The following is a 16,355-nucleotide window of genomic DNA, read 5'->3' as shown; positions in this document are numbered from 1 at the left end:
ATCGTGTCCGGTAAGTACCGGAACACGGTCCGCTCTTTGCTTTCAGGCGGTTTCTAGGCAATCGCATCGTGGATACGATGCGATCAGGTATGGCGCATCCACCTGACGGCACCTCTGAGTGGGAGGCGGGGGCCATGCGATCGGTGAGCCGCACCGGACTGGTGAGCGCGGGCCTGGGGCTCGGCGCGGTCGGCGGGTTCGTCGGCAGTCTCCTCAGGGAACGGAGCGCACTGACAGCCGCTCGCGAGACCGCGGGCGAAGGAAGCGAGGATCAGCCTTCATGGGGCGCCGGCTCGTACCGCTCACGTTGGACAACCTTCAGGACCTTCCCAAGCGCTGTCGCTCGTGCGTCTTCTGGGAACTGGACCCGGTCAGCGGTGAGGCCGCGGTAAAGGCAGGGACAGCCGCTCTGGAGAAGGAGGCGTGGATCTCCGCCGTCCTGCTGGACTGGGGATCCTGCGGCCGGGTGGTCTATGTCGACGACATCCCGGTGGGCTTCGTGCTCTACGCTCCCCCGGCCTATGTCCCCCGGTCCACCGCGTTCCCCACAAGCCCGGTGTCCCCGGACGCGGTGCAGCTGATGACCAGCTTCATCATGCCGGGCTATCAGGGGCAGGGGCTCGGCCGGGTGATGGTCCAGACGGTCGCCAAGGATCTCCTGCGGCGCGGCTTCAAAGCCATCGAGGCGTTCGGTGATGCCCGCTGGAAGGAACCGGCCTGTCTGCTGCCCGCCGACCATCTGCTGGCCGTGGGTTTCAAGACAGTCAGGCAGCATCCTTTGCATCCCCGGCTGCGGCTGGAGCTCAGGTCGACGCTCTCCTGGAAGGAAGACGTGGAGATGGCGCTCGACCGGCTGCTGGGAGCAGTGCAGAAGGAACCGGTGCTGCGGCCTCTCTGAGCATCTCTGGAAAGCGTCTCTGGAAAACAGATGGGCCAACCCCTGGGGGGTTGGCCCATTCGTGTTTCACGTGAAACGTCACTCGGCGATGAAGTCCTCGAGGTCGCGGACGATCGCGGCCTTGGGCTTGGCACCGACGATGGTCTTGGCGACCTCGCCGTGCTGGTAGACGTTCAGGGTCGGGATCGACATGACGCCGTACTTCGCAGCCGTTCCGGGGTTCTCGTCGATGTTGAGCTTGACGACCTCGATCTTGTCGCCGTACTCGGCGGCGATCGCTTCGAGGGACGGAGCGATCTGACGGCACGGACCGCACCAGGCGGCCCAGAAGTCCACCAGGACGGGCTTGTCGCTCTTGAGGACGTCCTGCTCGAAGGAGTCGTCGGTCACGTTCTTCAGGTCGGCCACGGGTGGCTCCTAACGGGTGCGTGCGGTGGGGTGGAAGGGGATCAGACGGCGGTCTTCTCGGGCTCCGGCTCCTCCTCGTCCGCGAGGGCGGAGAGGAAGCGCTCGGCGTCCAGGGCAGCGGAGCAGCCCGTGCCGGCCGCGGTGATGGCCTGGCGGTAGGTGTGGTCGACCACGTCACCGGCGGCGAAGACACCGGTCACGTTGGTGCGGGTGGAGGGCGCGGCGACCTTCAGGTAGCCCTCCTCGTCAAGGTCCAGCTGGCCCTTGAACAGCTCGGTGCGCGGGTCGTGGCCGATCGCGATGAACAGACCCGTCACCGCCAGGTCCGACAGCTCGCCGGTCTTGAGGTTGCGCAGCTTCAGGCCGGCCAGCTTGGGGTCGCCCTGGATTTCGGCGACCTCGCTGTCCCACACGAACTTGATCTTCGGGTCGGCGAAGGCGCGCTCCTGCATGGCCTTGGAGGCGCGAAGGGTGTCCCGGCGGTGGACGATGGTCACGGACTTGGCGAACCGGGAGAGGAAGGTGGCCTCCTCCATCGCGGTGTCACCTCCACCGATCACGGCGATGTCCTGATCCCTGAAGAAGAACCCGTCACAGGTGGCACACCAGGAGACACCGCGACCGGACAGCGCGTCCTCGTTCGGCAGCCCGAGCTTGCGGTGCTGCGAGCCGGTGGTGACGATGACGGCCTTGGCCCGGTGGACCGTGCCCGCGGTGTCCGTGACGGTCTTGATCTCTCCGGTCAGGTCGACCGAGACGATGTCGTCCGGGATCAGCTCGGCACCGAAGCGCTCCGCCTGGGCGCGCATGTTGTCCATGAGGTCGGGGCCCATGATGCCGTCGCGGAAGCCCGGGAAGTTCTCCACCTCGGTGGTGTTCATCAGCGCACCGCCGGCAGTGACGGCTCCCTCGAACACCAAGGGCTTCAGCGACGCGCGCGCGGTGTAGAGCGCCGCCGTGTAGCCGGCGGGCCCGGAGCCGATGATGATCACGTTACGGACGTCGCTCACGGCTTGATTCCTCGTCTCTGGTCTGCGTCATTCGACCGGTGGGAGCCCTGTCAGAACTCTCACCCCACCCAACGGATCCTAAGGGGCCCGCATTCCCGGTGTGTCCGGGCACACGGGGGTTCACCCACGGTACGGATAACCACGTGGGGCCAAGACGAAGCCGGCTTGTTCAGGGACGTGCGAGCGACTGCTTCGCCAGGACCTTGCCGGCCGAGACAGGCTGGCTGCTGACACAGGCGGCGACGACGTAGGCCGTGACCCGAGTGGGGTCGGAGGTGTCGGACACCACGACGAGGAAGGCGTCCTTTCCTTCGTAGGACCCTGTCTTCGCTCCGAGGACGTCACCGTTGCTGTGGATGCCCTTCCGGACGCACTCCGGGACGGGGACGGAGGTCTGCATCAGGGTCTTGGCGCTCTCGGAGCCTCGCTGTGGCTTCTTCTTCGCCGAGAGGAGGCCGTCCACCTGACTCCTGAGATCACTTCCGGAGAAGGTGCCGACGGAGGCCGTCTGCTGGCCCTGTGCCGTCGAGTTCGACTTTTCGGTGCCGAGGGACTGCAGGAAAAGCGATCCGGCACCCAGGACGGCCGCGGTGAGGACGGCGCCCAGGACAACGGTCCGGCGCCGGCGCCCGCGTCCGCGACCCTTGCGGCCGGGTCCGGTGGCCGCCTGCGGGCGCCCGGCGGGGCGGTCTGCCGGCGTCGGTGTTTCACGTGAAACATGCGTCACCGATGCCTCGGCGGCAAGGGCGGCATCGATGCGGTCGGCGACATCGGCGGGCATGCGCGGTGGCTCGGGCAGCGTGCCCAGAAGCTCCCGGATCTCTTCCAGGGAGGTATGGACGTCGGCGCAGAGCTCGCACTCCTCCAGATGGCGTCGTATGTCCTCGGTCCGGGAGGGGGGAAGGAGGCCGTCGGTGAGGTCGGAGATCTCGGCAACGTCCGGGTGCCCGGCCGCGTCTGTCGTGGAAGTCACGCTCGCCCACCTCCGCCCTTCACTGTGTCCTGAGGCCCCGCTGCGGGTGGGACGGATGTCCCCTGCGTCCGGTTCCGTACTCGGCCCGGTTCTTTCCCGTCGCCGGGCTTTTCCGGCCGTAGGTGGGAGAGCAGCGGCAGCAGTCTGGCTCTGCCTCGGGCGCAGCGGCTCTTCACCGTGCCCGTCGGCACATCCAGGACACGGGCTGCCTCGGCGACGGGGTAGCCCTGCATGTCCACGAGGACGAGGGCGGCGCGCTGGTCGGGCGGGAGAGTACCGAGGGCTTCGAGGAGCTGGCGGTGCAGATCGTTTCTCTCGGCGGGAGCCGAGGCCGCCTCGTGCGGTTCCAGCAGCTGCTCGAGGCGCTCGGTGTCGTCGACGGGAGCGGTCTTGCGTGAGGCGGCCTTGCGGGCACGGTCCAGACAGGCGTTCACCGTGATCCGGTGCAGCCAGGTCGTGACGGCCGACTGGCCCCGGAAGGTGTGGGCGGCCCGGTAGGCGGACACCAGGGCGTCCTGGACCGCGTCAGCGGCCTCCTCGCGGTCCCCCAGGGTCCGCAGGGCCACGGCCCAGAGCCGGTCCCGGTGCCGCCGGACGATCTCCCCGAAGGCGTCGGGATCACCTTGGACGTGTCGGGCGAGGAGATCCTCGTCCTTCGCGTCGCCGTAGCCGGCGCCATCTGCCATCCGCCCCTCCCTCGGGGGCAACCTTACGGACTTCCCGGCGGGAATCCAGCCTCAGCTGGTCACCTTGATGTCTGCCACCCTGCCCCGCCACTGGCCGTCGTCCTGCATGGGCAGCTTGGTCAGCCATACCAAGAGGTAGCGCGACTTCAGGGACTTCCCTGGCTTGAGTTCCACGGTGGTTCCCGACCCGTCGGCGACCTTGGTGTAGGCGGAGAAGGAAGTCGGCCGGGAGCCCGGGTCTCCGCTTGCGCTGCGGAGCTCGACCGACGTGTCTCCCACGAAGGAGACGGTCACCTTCCCGACCTGCTGGGCCTTGCCGAGGTCGAGGATGATGCCGACGCCCGATTTCAGGTTGCCGAACTTCGGGCTCAGGTAGAAGTCCGTCTGCCAGTACGTGCTTGTGCTGTGGTCGTAGGCCTTCCCTATGTCGGCCGGCTTCTCGGAATGGTCTTCGCTGAAGGGGTCGAAGTCCCAGGCCTCGCTGATGGCGATCGGCTTGCCGGAGGGGGCCGGCTTCTTCTTGCCGCCCTTGTCGCCCCCGTCCGTGGTCTGCGTGGTCGGCTTGTCCTCGGACTTGCCGCTCTGGCCCATCAGGGCGTCCGCGAGCTGCCAGCTGCCGAGGCCGAGGGCGGCGATGAGGAGGGCGGAGACCGCCCACTTCAGGGCCTTGCCCGTTCGGCTCTGCAGCGGGGGCGGCGGGGGCGCGATTGGCTGGGTGACGCCGGGGCGCGGGGCCGGACGGCCGTACGTGCCCTGCTGGTACGTCGTGCGCTGGTACTCCGGTGGGGCCGTGAACGCGGGCTCCGGGGGCCGGATGCGCGGCATCTCCCCGATCGCCTTCACCAGCTCCTCGGGGGTGGTGCAGGGCGACTCGTGCCGGGAGGCGGTGGCACCGTCGTTGGCGAGGGCCCGCATGGCGAGTTCGGACAGCCCGCGATGCACACCGGCCCGCACCTGGTCCGGCGGGATCAGACCGATGTCCTTGGGCAGGCCGGACAGGCCGTAGGCGTCGTTCTCGTACGGCCAGCGCTGGGTCAGCGCCGCGTACAGCAGGGCGCCGATCGCCTCGGTGTCGGTGCGTTGCGGGGTGTCGGAACTGATGCCGCGCAGTGCCGCGTTGACGGCGAGGCCACGGATGCGCCACTGGCCGGTGGAGGCCCGCAGTACGGCGTTCGGGTTGAGGCGCAGATGGGCGAGGCCCTCACGGTGGGCCGCGGCCATGGCGGAGGACACCTGGCTGACCAGCTGGTAGGCGTCGTGCGGCTCCAAGGGGCCGACGGACAGCAGCGTGGACAACTCGGTGGCGTCGGGCAGCCACTCGTGCACGACGTACACGAGGTCGTTCTCCTCGACCGCGTCCAGGACCTGGACGAAGCGGGGGTCGCCGAGCAGTGCGGCGGAGCGTGCGGCGGCCAGCACCGAACGGGCCCGCGCGTGATCCGAGGGCAGGACATGGACGCCGACGGCACGCCGGAGTTTCTCGTCCACCGCGCGCCAGCTGCTGAATCCGTCCAGACGGGTGACACATTCCTCGAGACGGTAGCGTCTGGCGAGCTTGTGACCGCTGTGCAGTTCGGGTGGCGAGGCCTTTCCAGGCCCGTCCGTCCCACCGCTCCCCTCCGTCTCTTCGCTGTCTGTGTCCCGCTCCGGGTTCTGGGCCACCCCGTCGGCCGTGGACTGGTCCGCCTTGGCGGTCAGCGGCTCGTCACCGCTGTTGTCTGCCACGTCGACGGCAGCCGTGCTACGTTCCGCCACCGTCGTTCCCTGCCTCCCCATCCATTGCACCCTGTCCGACGCCGAAACCAATTGTGCCCACAGTCCGCCGCTATGCACGACACGCGGCGGCGAACGATGGTTGTGCGCTTACCCCTGCCTCAGCGTCCCAGGCGCCCGCGCACCATGCCCACGAGGGAGTTGAGCTCCTCGATGCGCATGCGTCGGGCGGCGACGAAGAAGACGCCCAGGAGGACCGCTCCGCCGGCCAGCAGCGCGGCGAAGGAGCCGAGGGCGCCCTGACCGAGAGTGTGGCCGATTCCGTAGCAGGCCGCACCACTGAGCAGGGCGGCGGGTACGGAGGCGATGCACAGCCGCGCGTACGTCCTGGTGACCCGGGCACCGTCCAGGTCGCCGCCGAGCCGCTTGCGCAGCCGCTTCCAGGCGACGCCCACACCGATCGCGTAGGCGAGGCCGTACGAGGCCGCCATGCCGGCCACGGCCCAACGGGCGGGTAGCAGGAAGTAACAGGCCCCCGACGCGCCCGCGTTGACCACGGCCACGATGACGGTGTTGTAGAACGGGGTGCGGGTGTCCTCGTAGGCGTAGAAGGCACGCAGGACGACGTACTGCACGGAGTACGGGATCAGGCCGAGGCCGAAGGCCATCAGCATGTAGCCCATGTTGGTGGCCTCACTGGTGCCCGACGAGCCGAAGATCAGCGTGCACATCGGGATGCCCAGCGCGACGAAGCCGAAGGCGATGGGCACGATCGCGACCGCGGTCGTGCGCAGGCCCTGCGAGATGTCGTCGCGGACGGCACCGCCGTCGCCCTCGGCGGCCGAGCGCGAGATACGCGGCAGCAGGGCCGCCATGAGGGAGACGGTGATGATGGCCTGCGGCAGGCCCCAGATCAACTGGGCGTTGGCGTAGGCGGCGAAGCCGGTGCCCGCGACCCCTGCGTCCTTGCCGGCGGCGGTCGACAGCTGAGTCACGATCATGGCGCCGGCCTGGTTGGCGAGGACGAACAGCACCGTCCACTTGGCGAGCATCGCGGCCTTGCCCAGGCCGTGTCCCCGCCAGTCGAAGCGCAGCCGCAGCCGGAACCCGGTCTCGCGCAGGTACGGGATCATGGCCAGGGCCTGGACGACCAGGCCGAGCAGCACGCCGATGCCGAGCAGGCGCTGGCCCTCCGGCGGGATGTTCGTGACGGTCATGTGGGAGTTGGCGGCGGAACCGTACACCCAGATGAACATGCCGAGCGTCACGATGATGACGATGTTGTTCAGGACCGGGGTCCACATCATCGCGCCGAACTTCCCACGCGCGTTGAGGATCTGACCCATCACCACGTGGATGCCCATGAAGAAGATCGAGGGCAGGAAGTAGCGGGTGAAGGTGACCGCGACCTCGTTGGCCGCCGGGTTGGTGGCGACGGAGTTGGAGATCATTCGTACCAGCAGCGGCGCGGCGAACATCGCGAGCGCGGTGAGGGCGGCCAGAGCCACCATCACGAGCGTCAGCAGCCGGTTGGCGAACGACTCGCCACCGTCCTCGTCCTCCTTCATGGCCCGCACCAGCTGCGGGACGAAGACGGAGTTGAGGCCGCCGCCGACGGTGAGGATGTAGATCATCGTCGGCAGCTGGTAGGCGACCTGGAAGGAGTCGCCGAGGAAGCCGAGGCCCAGCGCGGAGACGATCAGCGCGGAGCGGACGAAGCCGGTGAGGCGGGAGACCATCGTGCCCGCCGCCATGACGGCGCTGGACTTCAGCAGGCCTGCGGCCTTTCCGCCCTTCTTCCCGACGGGAGCCGCAGGAGCGGCGGCCTCCTGACCCGCGGGACCCGAAGGGCCGCCGGGGGCGGCCGGAGCGGGCGCGGAAGCGGAAGCGGCGGCGCCGAGAGAGACCGTGGAGTCGGCGTCGTAGGTCCCGGCCCCAGGCTGGGGAGCGGAGGGGTACGAGGCCGCCGGGTACTGCCCCACGGGCGCCTGAGGCCCGCCCGGCGCGTGGGCCGGACCCGGTACGGACGGGGGCTCCGTCGACGCGTGCCCGCCGCCCTGCTGCTGGTCCCGGAAGAGGTGTGCGAAGGCGTCCGGCTGGTGGCGTTCCTCGCCGGAGTGCGTCACCAGGTCGTCGACGCCCACGAACTGGGTCGTACGGGGGTCGTCGCCGTACGGCAGGTACTGCGTCGGGCCGGACGGTTCCGGCGCCGGGGTCTGGGCCCACAGGTGCGGGTCGGGAGCGTACGGCGACTGGGCCGGCTGGGCGTACGGCTGCTGCTGCGGGTACGTGCCCGGGGGCGGCGGGGGGTGGGCGGCACGGTCGTACAGCGCCTCGGCGACCGGGTCCTGGGCGGAGAGGTCCTGTGCCCGGTAGGGGTCCTGGTCGTAGGCGTCCTGGAGGTACATGTCCGCCGCGTGCTGCGGCGGCACCTGACCGGGCTCGGGCGGCTCGGGGTAACCCGAGCCGGCCGCGGCCTGGCCGCGGTCACCGTCGTACGGCGAATTCATGGTTACCCCACCTCATCCCCGGGCCCACCGGCCACGACATCGCTCAACGGTCCACTCTCTCACCCGTCCCGGACGGGTCGGTGCTTTCCGGTGCGGTGTCCGGTGTCGGGTCACTCGGCTGCTCCGGGTCGCCTGCCCGGGTGGGCGTGTCGGATTCCTCCGTGAGACGGTCGTCTGCGCCTTCGGGTTTCTCCGCTCCGTCGGTGCCCTCCCCCGCCTCGTCGGTGCCGGCGCCCCCGGCCTGCCGTGCGGCCGCGCGCTTGCGCTGGGTGTACATACGGAATCCGGCGAGGACGAGCAGCAGGACGCCGCCGCCGATGACCAGCATCACCGTGGGCGTGACCTCGGTGACCTTCACATTGAACTGAACCGGGTCGCCGTACTTCTGGCCGTCCTGCGTGTACAGCTGGGCGGTCACCATCACGGGGCCGTTGGCGTTGGCCGACGTGGTGAACTTCACGGACTGGCTGTGTCCGCCGGAGACGGCGACGCGCTGCTCCATATAGGCCTTGCCGCCGATCTTGAGGCGGGTCGGCATGGTCGAGGTGAGCCGCAGCATGAGGTGGTCGGCGCCCTGGACCAGGTTGTTCTGGACGGTCACCGGGATGGTGGCGCTGCGGCCGGAGAGCTTCGTCTCCGACTTGGGGATCAGCTTGACCTGCTGGGCGAGGTCGTCGATGTAGTTCTCCACGGCCTGCCGGAAGCTGTCCGCCTTGGTGCTCCTGCCCCGCCACGACAGGGACATCTCGCGGTTCATGGCCCGCCCGAAGGGGGTCACCACCCGGGACTGGTCGGTGAGGATCACCTTGAAGTTCTCGAGCTTGTCCTCGGTCCGTGCGATCTGCTCGAAGGCCGACCGCGGCAGTTCCTGCTTGCGCAGGGAGGAGGGATAGGCGGAGGTCGACGGGATCCGCGTGGTGGCGCCGGAGTCCGGTTTGGCCTTGGCCGCGGCGGCGAGGTCCTGCGACTGGCTCCAGGTGCCGCCCTGGAGCGCTGTGATCGCCTGGGCCATCGCCTGCGCCTGTCCGGTGGACGGCATCCGTTGCGGGGCGACGACGATGCTGCGCTGCTTGTCCGTCTGGTGGTCGAGCTCCAGGCTCTGGGCCAGGAACTGCTGCACGGCGAGCGTGGTGGCGCCCGCCTTCGTCAGGTCGCCCTCGAACGCCGTGGACAGCCGGGCGTCCGCGGCCACCGCCGTGGTGCCTCCGCCGACCGGACGGGCGGCGGAGGGGGTGTAGGACAGGCCGCCGGTCTCCTGGAGGCTGTCGCTGCGGGCGATCACCTTGTCCGCACCGGCGGAGGTGGCGACCTTGATGATCGAGGGGTCGACCGCGCCGTCCACGGGCCAGGCGAACTCGGTGCTCGGTGTGACGTGGAGCACGGCCTTCACGGTGATGGAGGCGACGTCCGTGGCGTCCTTGAGGTGGCTCAGCGACCCGGTGACGCTCGTCCCGTTGTGGGCGAGGGAGGCCAGGTCCGGGTCGGCGAAAGGCAGGGCGACGACCTCTTTGCCGGCCACCGCTTCCTGAAGATCGGCGAGCCACTGCTTGGCGACGGCCTGATGGGTGCCGGCCGTGGTGGTGCCGTCCGGGCCCTGGATCTTGTAGTTGCCCGCCATCGCGTCCACGGCGGCCAGCAGGTCTGGGTCGATCACCCAGGTGACGTCGAGGTCCTTGCCCAGAGCCAGCATCTGCGCCAGGCGGCCGCCCGGGGCGATCTCCTTGGCGAGGTCGTCGTTGAGGAAGACCGGTGTCTGGTGTTCCCCGGCGCCGGTCTTCGCCGTCATGTGGACGGTGGAGATCAGCGGCCACAGATACGTGGTCTTCGTCCGGGTGTCGGCCTCTCCCGGCTGCCACGGCAGGAAGGTGCGCCGGATGCCGAGCACCTGGTCCCACGGCTGTGCGGACGTCCGGCCCGAGAGCGAGACATCGAACTCGTAGACGCCGTCCTGGCCGAGGTCGAGCTTGTCGACCGGTACGGAGATGCTGAAGTGCTCGGCGACGCCCGGGGTCAGCTTGGCGAACTTCGCGACGTACTTGCCGCCGACCTCGGAGCCGACGGAGGTCTGGAGGTCGTCGGAGCGGTTGGCGGTGGTGTCGATCGCCGACCGGGTGTCCATCTGGGGGCCCACGCGCAGCCCGACGTGCGCGTTGTCGACCGTCTGCTTGCCGTTGTTGGTCACCGTGCCGGAGACGGTCAGCGTGTCCCCGTCGGTGGGCGCGCTGGGGCTCAGGGAGTCGAGGGAGACGTCCACCGTGTCCGAGGCGGCGGCTTGGGCCGGAGCGGCGGCGGGCAGCTGGAGCAGGCCGGCCAGCAGCGGCGCCCCGGCGAGCAGTGCTCCGGTGCGCCGCAGCCAGCGGCGGGCAGGTGAGGGACTCATCCCCTGGAAGTCTGCCGCCTCGGCCACGCGCTCGCCCGTCCCTCGTCGTCGTCAGTGGTCGTCGGAATGTGCGTCCACGCATGGTAACGATGTGCGCTGAGGGGAAGTGCCGCGGTCTGCTCCACAAGATCCGGAGACATTGCCGCCCCACCCTGTATTTCCGGCCGCCCCGCCCTGTATTTCCAGTATCGAGCGGAGAACGGTCGTACGCGGCAAAGGCTGTCTTTGTGAGGAAAGACATCCCTCTGTTCCCATGTACTTAATGGAGGCGCTGCCGGGCGGCCGGGCCACGTACCCTCTTCTGTTGTGCCGAACGCCAACGAAGACACTCCCAACGCCCTCAGCCAGGCGCAGCAGCGCGCGGTGAGCGAACTGCTGACGGTAGCTCCCGTCGCCGACGATCTCGCCCGCCGTTTCCAGGAGGCGGGGTTCTCGCTCGCCCTGGTCGGCGGCTCGGTCCGGGACGCGCTTCTCGGCCGGCTCGGCAACGACCTCGACTTCACCACCGACGCCCGGCCCGAGGACGTACTGAAGATCATGCGGCCCTGGGCGGACGCGGTCTGGGAGGTCGGGATCGCCTTCGGCACGGTGGGAGCGCAGAAGAACGCGCGCGTCGGAGACGCTGATCGGTGCTTCCAGATCGAGGTGACCACGTACCGGTCGGAGGCGTACGACCGCACCTCGCGCAAGCCCGAGGTGTCGTACGGGGACTCCATCGAGGAGGACCTCGTCCGGCGGGACTTCACGGTGAACGCGATGGCCGTGGCGCTGCCGGAGAAGGAGTTCATCGATCCGCACGGCGGGCTGCAAGATCTTGCCGCGCGGGTGCTGCGTACTCCTGGAACGCCTGAGGCGTCCTTCTCCGACGACCCGCTGCGGATGATGCGGGCCGCACGCTTCGCCGCCCAGCTCGACTTCGAGGTGGCCGGCGAGGTCGTCAGCGCCATGAAGGAGATGGCCGGGCGGATCGAGATCGTGTCGGCCGAGCGGGTACGGGACGAGCTGAACAAGCTGATCCTTTCCGCGTACCCCCGCAAGGGGCTGACGCTGCTGGTCGACTGCGGCCTCGCGGACCATGTGCTGGCCGAGCTGCCCGCCTTGCGCCTGGAGCGGGACGAGCACCACCGGCACAAGGACGTCTACGAGCACACGCTGATCGTCCTGGAGCAGGCGATCGCGCTGGAGGAGGGCAGTCCCGATCTGACCCTCCGCCTCGCGGCGCTGCTGCACGACATCGGCAAGCCGCGTACGCGCCGCTTCGAGAGGGACGGCCGGGTTTCCTTCCACCACCACGAGGTGGTCGGGGCGAAGATGACCAAGAAGCGCATGACGGCCCTGAAGTACTCCAATGAACTGGTGAAGGACGTCTCGCGCCTGGTCGAACTCCACCTGCGCTTCCACGGATACGGCACCGGGGAGTGGACGGACTCCGCGGTCCGGCGCTACGTCCGTGACGCGGGTCCGCTCCTCACCCGCCTCCACAAGCTGACCCGTTCCGACTGCACGACCCGGAACAAGCGCAAGGCGGCCGCGCTGTCCCACGCCTACGACGGCCTGGAGGAGCGCATCGCCCAGCTCCAGGAACAGGAGGAGCTCGACGCGATCCGCCCGGACCTCGACGGCAACCAGATCATGGAGATCCTGGGGGTCGGCCCCGGCCCGGTCGTGGGGAAGGCCTACAAGCACATGCTGGAGCTTCGCCTGGAGCATGGACCCATGGGTCCCGACGACGCGGTGGCGGCGCTCAAGGACTGGTGGGCCGAGCAGAACTGAGACCGTGAAAGTGGTGCATGTTTCACGTGAAACATGCACGCCGGATGCGGCCCGGACATGAAGAGGGGCGGTGTTTCACGTGAAACACCGCCCCTCTCCGCTTCTTCCTTACTTCTTGTAGTCCTTCAGGCAGAGCAGGAAGTCGCTGCCGCCCTTCTGCTCGGTGTAGGCGTACTGGAAGTCCTTGGCCTCGGTCTCGCAGGAGATCTGAGCCGAGGCGCCGGAGTACGTGCCCTTGACCTTGGCCAGGACGACGAACTGGGCCTTGGAGGAGCCGCAGTCCACGACCTCGAGGTCCGGGTTGCTGTCATTGCTGCTGCCGCGGTGCATGCAGTCGCCGACCTTCGCCGTGTCGGCGTCGTTGCGGCTCGACAGGTAGCCGCCGATGGCTGCGCCGAGGGCGATCACGACGACGACGATGAGCCTGATCGTCTTGAAGCTGATCTTGCGCTTGGGGGCCTGGGGCGGCATCGGCGCGTACGGGGCGGCCTGCTGGGGGAAACCGGGCTGGGGCGGGTACGGCGCCTGGCCCTGGGGCGGGTACGGCGCCTGACCCTGGGGCGGGTAGGGCGCCTGGCCCTGGGGCGGATACGGAGTTTGGCCCTGCGGCGGCGGAGTGGTCACTCGGGGTCCCCCTCGAACATGGATGCGCGTGGCGCGAAATAAGACCCACGTAAGTTAGCGGTTGCCTCTGACAACCCTGTAACCCAGGAAGCCTCTGTGGCCGTGATGTGACACTTACCGGCGCTCAAAGCGGCCCATAGCAACCGCAACCGCTCCGTAGACCACGGCGACCAGCACCACCAGCACGACCGACCGGCCGTCCGGCGGGAGTATGAGGGCGGCCACGGCCGCGGCACCGACGAAGGCGACGTTGAAGAGCACGTCGTACACGGAAAAGATCCGGCCTCGGAAGCCGTCGTCGACGGACGACTGGACGACGGTGTCGGTGGCGATCTTCGCCCCCTGGGTGATCAGCCCCAGGACGAAGGACGCGACCAGCAGGGGACCGGTGGCGAAGGGCAGGCCGAGCGCGGGCTCCAGGAGTGCGGCGGACCCGGCGCACACGGCGATCCAGCGTTCGGGGCCGAGCCGCCCGACCGCCCAGGGGGTCACCGCGGCCGCGGCGAAGAAGCCCGCGCCGGAGAGCCCGAGGGCCAGCCCCAGCAGACGGAGCCCCTCAGCGGGGCCTGAGGAGAGGGCGTACCGGCACAGCATCAGCAGCATGACGAGCAGCGCGCCGTAGCAGAAGCGCATCAGCGTCATCGACGCCAGCGCCCAGGCCGCTCCTCGGCGCTCGGGCGCGGCGAGGTGACGCATCCCCGCCAGCAGATCACGCGCCGTTCCGGCGAGCGCGGCACGCAGGCGTGGCCGGCCCGGCGTGCGCTCGGGCCCCAGCAGTCCGGGGGCCATGGTCAGTGACGCGAAGGCCGCGCACAGGTACAGCAGCGCACCCAGCAGGACGACGGTCGCATCGGAGTCGGAGATCGCCAGCCGTACGGCGAACGCGAGGCCGCCGCCCGCGGTCGCCGCGAGTGTCCCGGCGGTCGGGGAGAGGGAGTTGGCGATCACCAGGCGCTCGGTGTCGACCACGCGGGGCAGCGCGGCGGAGAGGCCGGAGAGGACGAAGCGGTTGACGGCGGTGACACACAGCGCGGAGACGTAGAACAGCGCGTCCGGGACGTCGCCGGCCATCAGGAGGGCGGTGACCGCCGCCAGCAGAGCGCGCAGCAGATTGCCGCACAGGAGGACCTGGCGGCGCCGCCAGCGGTCGAGGAAGACCCCGGCGAAGGGGCCGACCAGCGAGTACGGCAGCAGCAGTACCGCCATGGCCGAGGCGATCGCGGCGGGTGAGGTCTGCTTCTCCGGTGAGAAGACGACGTAGGCGGCGAGTGCGACCTGGTAGACACCGTCGGCGCCCTGGGAGAGCAGGCGCACGGTGAGCAGGCGCCGGAAGTCCCGCAGGCGCAGCAGGACGCGCAGGTCACGGACGACGGGCATGAGGCACAGCCTCACACAAGGGAGGGTCCCCGGGGCGTATACCCGGGGACCCTCTCAGCCCTGGCAGGAGCGTTTTTCGGCGTGGCCGGTCGGTTAGCGCTCGACCTCGCCGCGGATGAACTTCTCGACGTTCTCGCGGGCCTCGTCGTCGAAGTACTGCACCGGCGGGGACTTCATGAAGTACGAGGACGCCGACAGGATCGGGCCGCCGATGCCACGGTCCTTGGCGATCTTCGCGGCGCGCAGGGCGTCGATGATGACACCCGCGGAGTTCGGGGAGTCCCAGACCTCGAGCTTGTACTCCAGGTTCAGCGGGACGTCACCGAAGGCGCGGCCCTCGAGGCGGACGTAGGCCCACTTGCGGTCGTCCAGCCAGGCCACGTAGTCGGAGGGGCCGATGTGGACGTTCTTCTCGCCGAGGTCCCGGTCGGGGATCTGCGAGGTGACGGCCTGCGTCTTGGAGATCTTCTTGGACTCCAGGCGCTCGCGCTCGAGCATGTTCTTGAAGTCCATGTTGCCGCCGACGTTCAGCTGCATCGTACGGTCCAGGATGACACCGCGGTCCTCGAACAGCTTGGCCATGACGCGGTGCGTGATGGTGGCGCCGACCTGGGACTTGATGTCGTCGCCGACGATCGGGACACCGGCCTCGGTGAACTTGTCCGCCCACTCCTTGGTGCCGGCGATGAAGACCGGGAGGGCGTTGACGAAGGCGACCTTGGCGTCGATGGCGCACTGGGCGTAGAACTTCGCCGCGTCTTCGGAGCCGACGGGCAGGTAGCAGACGAGGACGTCGACCTGCTTCTTCTTGAGGACCTTGACGACGTCGACCGGCTCGGCCTCGGACTCCTCGATGGTCTCGCGGTAGTACTTGCCGAGACCGTCGAGGGTGTGGCCACGCCGGACCTTCACACCGGTGTTCGGCACGTCGCAGATCTTGATCGTGTTGTTCTCGGAGGCGCCGATGGCGTCCGCGAGGTCGAGGCCGACCTTCTTCGCGTCGACGTCGAAGGCGGCGACGAACTCGATGTCCCGCACGTGGTAGTCACCGAACTGCACGTGCATCAGGCCGGGGACCTTGGAGGCCGCGTCGGCGTCCTTGTAGTACTCGACTCCCTGCACCAGCGACGCGGCGCAGTTGCCCACGCCGACGACGGCTACGCGAACCGAACCCATTCCGGTTGCTCCCTGTGTGTACGAGTGAGGCCCTGAGTGGGTCTCACGTGGCGGTGTCGTCGGGCGTATCCGTCCGGGGGGTCTCCCCGGGACGGGGCAGGCCGCCCGTCGATCCAGTGGTGGTGTCCTGCGGAGCGGACCCCCGGGACGCGGAACCCTTCAGGTCCCGCCCGGCCCGCTCGCTCTCGATGAGCTCGTTCAGCCAGCGCACTTCGCGCTCCACGGACTCCATCCCGTGGCGCTGGAGCTCAAGCGTGTAGTCGTCGAGGCGCTCCCGGGTGCGCGCCAGAGAGGTGCGCATCTTCTCCAGGCGCTCCTCCAGACGGCTGCGCCGGCCCTCCAGCACGCGCATGCGCACATCGCGTGACGTCTGGCCGAAGAAGGCGAAACGTGCGGCGAAGTGCTCGTCCTCGTAGGCGTCGGGGCCGGTCTGCGAGAGCAGCTCCTCGAAGTGCTCCTTACCTTCCGCCGTCAATCGGTACACGATCTTCGCGCGGCGGCCGGTCAGGGGCGCGGCGAGGGCGTCCTCGTGTGTGTTCCCCGGTTCCTCGATCAACCAGCCGTTGGTGACCAGCGTCTTGAGGCAGGGGTACAGCGTCCCGTAGCTGAACGCGCGGAACACACCGAGGGACGTGTTGAGTCGTTTGCGCAGCTCATAGCCGTGCATCGGGGACTCGCGAAGCAGGCCGAGTACGGCGAACTCGAGGATCCCGGAACGCCGGCTCATCGTCGCCTCCCCTCGTCCTCGTCCCGCTTATCTCGCTCTGATGTATCGACTCGATACATCACGACGATAGAACGGCCGTCCGTACGCGACAAGTGGGGAG

At 69.0% G+C, this 16,355-nt stretch carries 13 protein-coding genes; 2 read left to right on the top strand and 11 right to left on the bottom strand.

Translation table 11 applies throughout. From position 1 onward, the window contains the following. The first annotated feature begins 280 nt into the window (after positions 1-280). A complete protein-coding gene (locus tag ACH45E_RS08965) occupies positions 281-898 on the top strand; it encodes a GNAT family N-acetyltransferase (protein ID WP_361442046.1) in 618 nt (205 codons plus the stop codon). A 78-nt stretch (positions 899-976) separates the two neighbouring features. Here ACH45E_RS08965 and trxA read toward each other — a convergent pair whose 3' ends face one another. The 7 genes from trxA to ACH45E_RS08930 all read right to left on the bottom strand — a co-directional run bounded on the left by trxA (position 977) and on the right by ACH45E_RS08930 (position 10,605). After that, entirely contained in the window at positions 977-1,306 is a 330-nt protein-coding gene (gene trxA / locus ACH45E_RS08960) for a thioredoxin (protein ID WP_355929580.1), read from the bottom strand. A 41-nt stretch (positions 1,307-1,347) separates the two neighbouring features. Further along, entirely contained in the window at positions 1,348-2,316 is a 969-nt protein-coding gene (gene trxB / locus ACH45E_RS08955; RefSeq protein ID WP_361442043.1) for a thioredoxin-disulfide reductase, read from the bottom strand. A gap of 169 nt (positions 2,317-2,485) precedes the next feature. After that, positions 2,486-3,289: a hypothetical protein gene (locus ACH45E_RS08950; RefSeq protein WP_361442040.1), complete on the bottom strand. Its 804-nt coding sequence runs from the start codon at positions 3,287-3,289 to the stop codon at positions 2,486-2,488. Continuing rightward, entirely contained in the window at positions 3,286-3,975 is a 690-nt protein-coding gene (sigM, locus tag ACH45E_RS08945; RefSeq protein ID WP_361442037.1) for an RNA polymerase sigma factor SigM, read from the bottom strand. Before sigM ends, ACH45E_RS08950 begins: the two co-directional genes overlap by 4 nt. 51 nt (positions 3,976-4,026) lie before the next feature. Next, positions 4,027-5,730, bottom strand: coding sequence for a protein kinase family protein (locus ACH45E_RS08940; protein ID WP_361442034.1), 1,704 nt, complete (start codon positions 5,728-5,730; stop codon positions 4,027-4,029). 119 nt (positions 5,731-5,849) lie between these two features. Then, positions 5,850-8,198, bottom strand: coding sequence for a murein biosynthesis integral membrane protein MurJ (murJ, locus tag ACH45E_RS08935; RefSeq protein WP_361442031.1), 2,349 nt, complete (start codon positions 8,196-8,198; stop codon positions 5,850-5,852). Between the two features lie 43 nt (positions 8,199-8,241). Continuing rightward, entirely contained in the window at positions 8,242-10,605 is a 2,364-nt protein-coding gene (locus tag ACH45E_RS08930; RefSeq protein WP_361442028.1) for a DUF6049 family protein, read from the bottom strand. Positions 10,606-10,884: 279 nt separating this feature from the next. Here ACH45E_RS08930 and ACH45E_RS08925 point away from each other — a divergent pair, with 279 nt between their 5' ends. After that, a complete protein-coding gene (locus ACH45E_RS08925) occupies positions 10,885-12,351 on the top strand; it encodes a CCA tRNA nucleotidyltransferase (RefSeq protein WP_361442025.1) in 1,467 nt (488 codons plus the stop codon). 108 nt (positions 12,352-12,459) lie between these two features. On the opposite strand, the gene ACH45E_RS08920 is transcribed toward ACH45E_RS08925, so the two are convergent. From ACH45E_RS08920 to ACH45E_RS08905, 4 genes are all read right to left on the bottom strand, one after another. Next, entirely contained in the window at positions 12,460-12,975 is a 516-nt protein-coding gene (locus ACH45E_RS08920) for a hypothetical protein (RefSeq protein ID WP_361442022.1), read from the bottom strand. A gap of 114 nt (positions 12,976-13,089) precedes the next feature. Next, on the bottom strand, positions 13,090-14,352 hold the full coding sequence (locus tag ACH45E_RS08915; RefSeq protein WP_361442019.1) for an MFS transporter: 1,263 nt from the start codon (positions 14,350-14,352) through the stop codon (positions 13,090-13,092). A 93-nt stretch (positions 14,353-14,445) separates the two neighbouring features. Then, positions 14,446-15,528 carry an inositol-3-phosphate synthase gene (locus tag ACH45E_RS08910; RefSeq protein ID WP_361442016.1) on the bottom strand — a complete coding sequence of 361 codons (1,083 nt, stop codon included), beginning with the start codon at positions 15,526-15,528 and terminating at the stop codon, positions 14,446-14,448. Between the two features lie 43 nt (positions 15,529-15,571). Continuing rightward, on the bottom strand, positions 15,572-16,255 hold the full coding sequence (locus ACH45E_RS08905) for a PadR family transcriptional regulator (protein WP_361442013.1): 684 nt from the start codon (positions 16,253-16,255) through the stop codon (positions 15,572-15,574). Between the last annotated feature and the right edge of the window lie 100 nt (positions 16,256-16,355).

The sequence above is a fragment of the Streptomyces sp. NPDC020299 genome, from assembly GCF_044387825.1.
Lineage (GTDB): Bacteria > Actinomycetota > Actinomycetes > Streptomycetales > Streptomycetaceae > Streptomyces.
The sequence above is the reverse complement of the archived record's forward strand: the minus strand, read 5'-3'. Positions and strand labels throughout refer to the sequence as shown.

Coding starts and splice junctions, on each gene's coding strand:
- ACH45E_RS08965 (WP_361442046.1), top strand. CDS start 281: ATGGGGCGCCGGCTCGTACCGCTCACGTTGGACAACCTTCAGGACCTT.
- sigM (WP_361442037.1), bottom strand. CDS start 3,975: ATGGCAGATGGCGCCGGCTACGGCGACGCGAAGGACGAGGATCTCCTC.
- murJ (WP_361442031.1), bottom strand. CDS start 8,198: ATGAATTCGCCGTACGACGGTGACCGCGGCCAGGCCGCGGCCGGCTCG.
- ACH45E_RS08915 (WP_361442019.1), bottom strand. CDS start 14,352: ATGCCCGTCGTCCGTGACCTGCGCGTCCTGCTGCGCCTGCGGGACTTC.
- ACH45E_RS08910 (WP_361442016.1), bottom strand. CDS start 15,528: ATGGGTTCGGTTCGCGTAGCCGTCGTCGGCGTGGGCAACTGCGCCGCG.
- ACH45E_RS08905 (WP_361442013.1), bottom strand. CDS start 16,255: ATGAGCCGGCGTTCCGGGATCCTCGAGTTCGCCGTACTCGGCCTGCTT.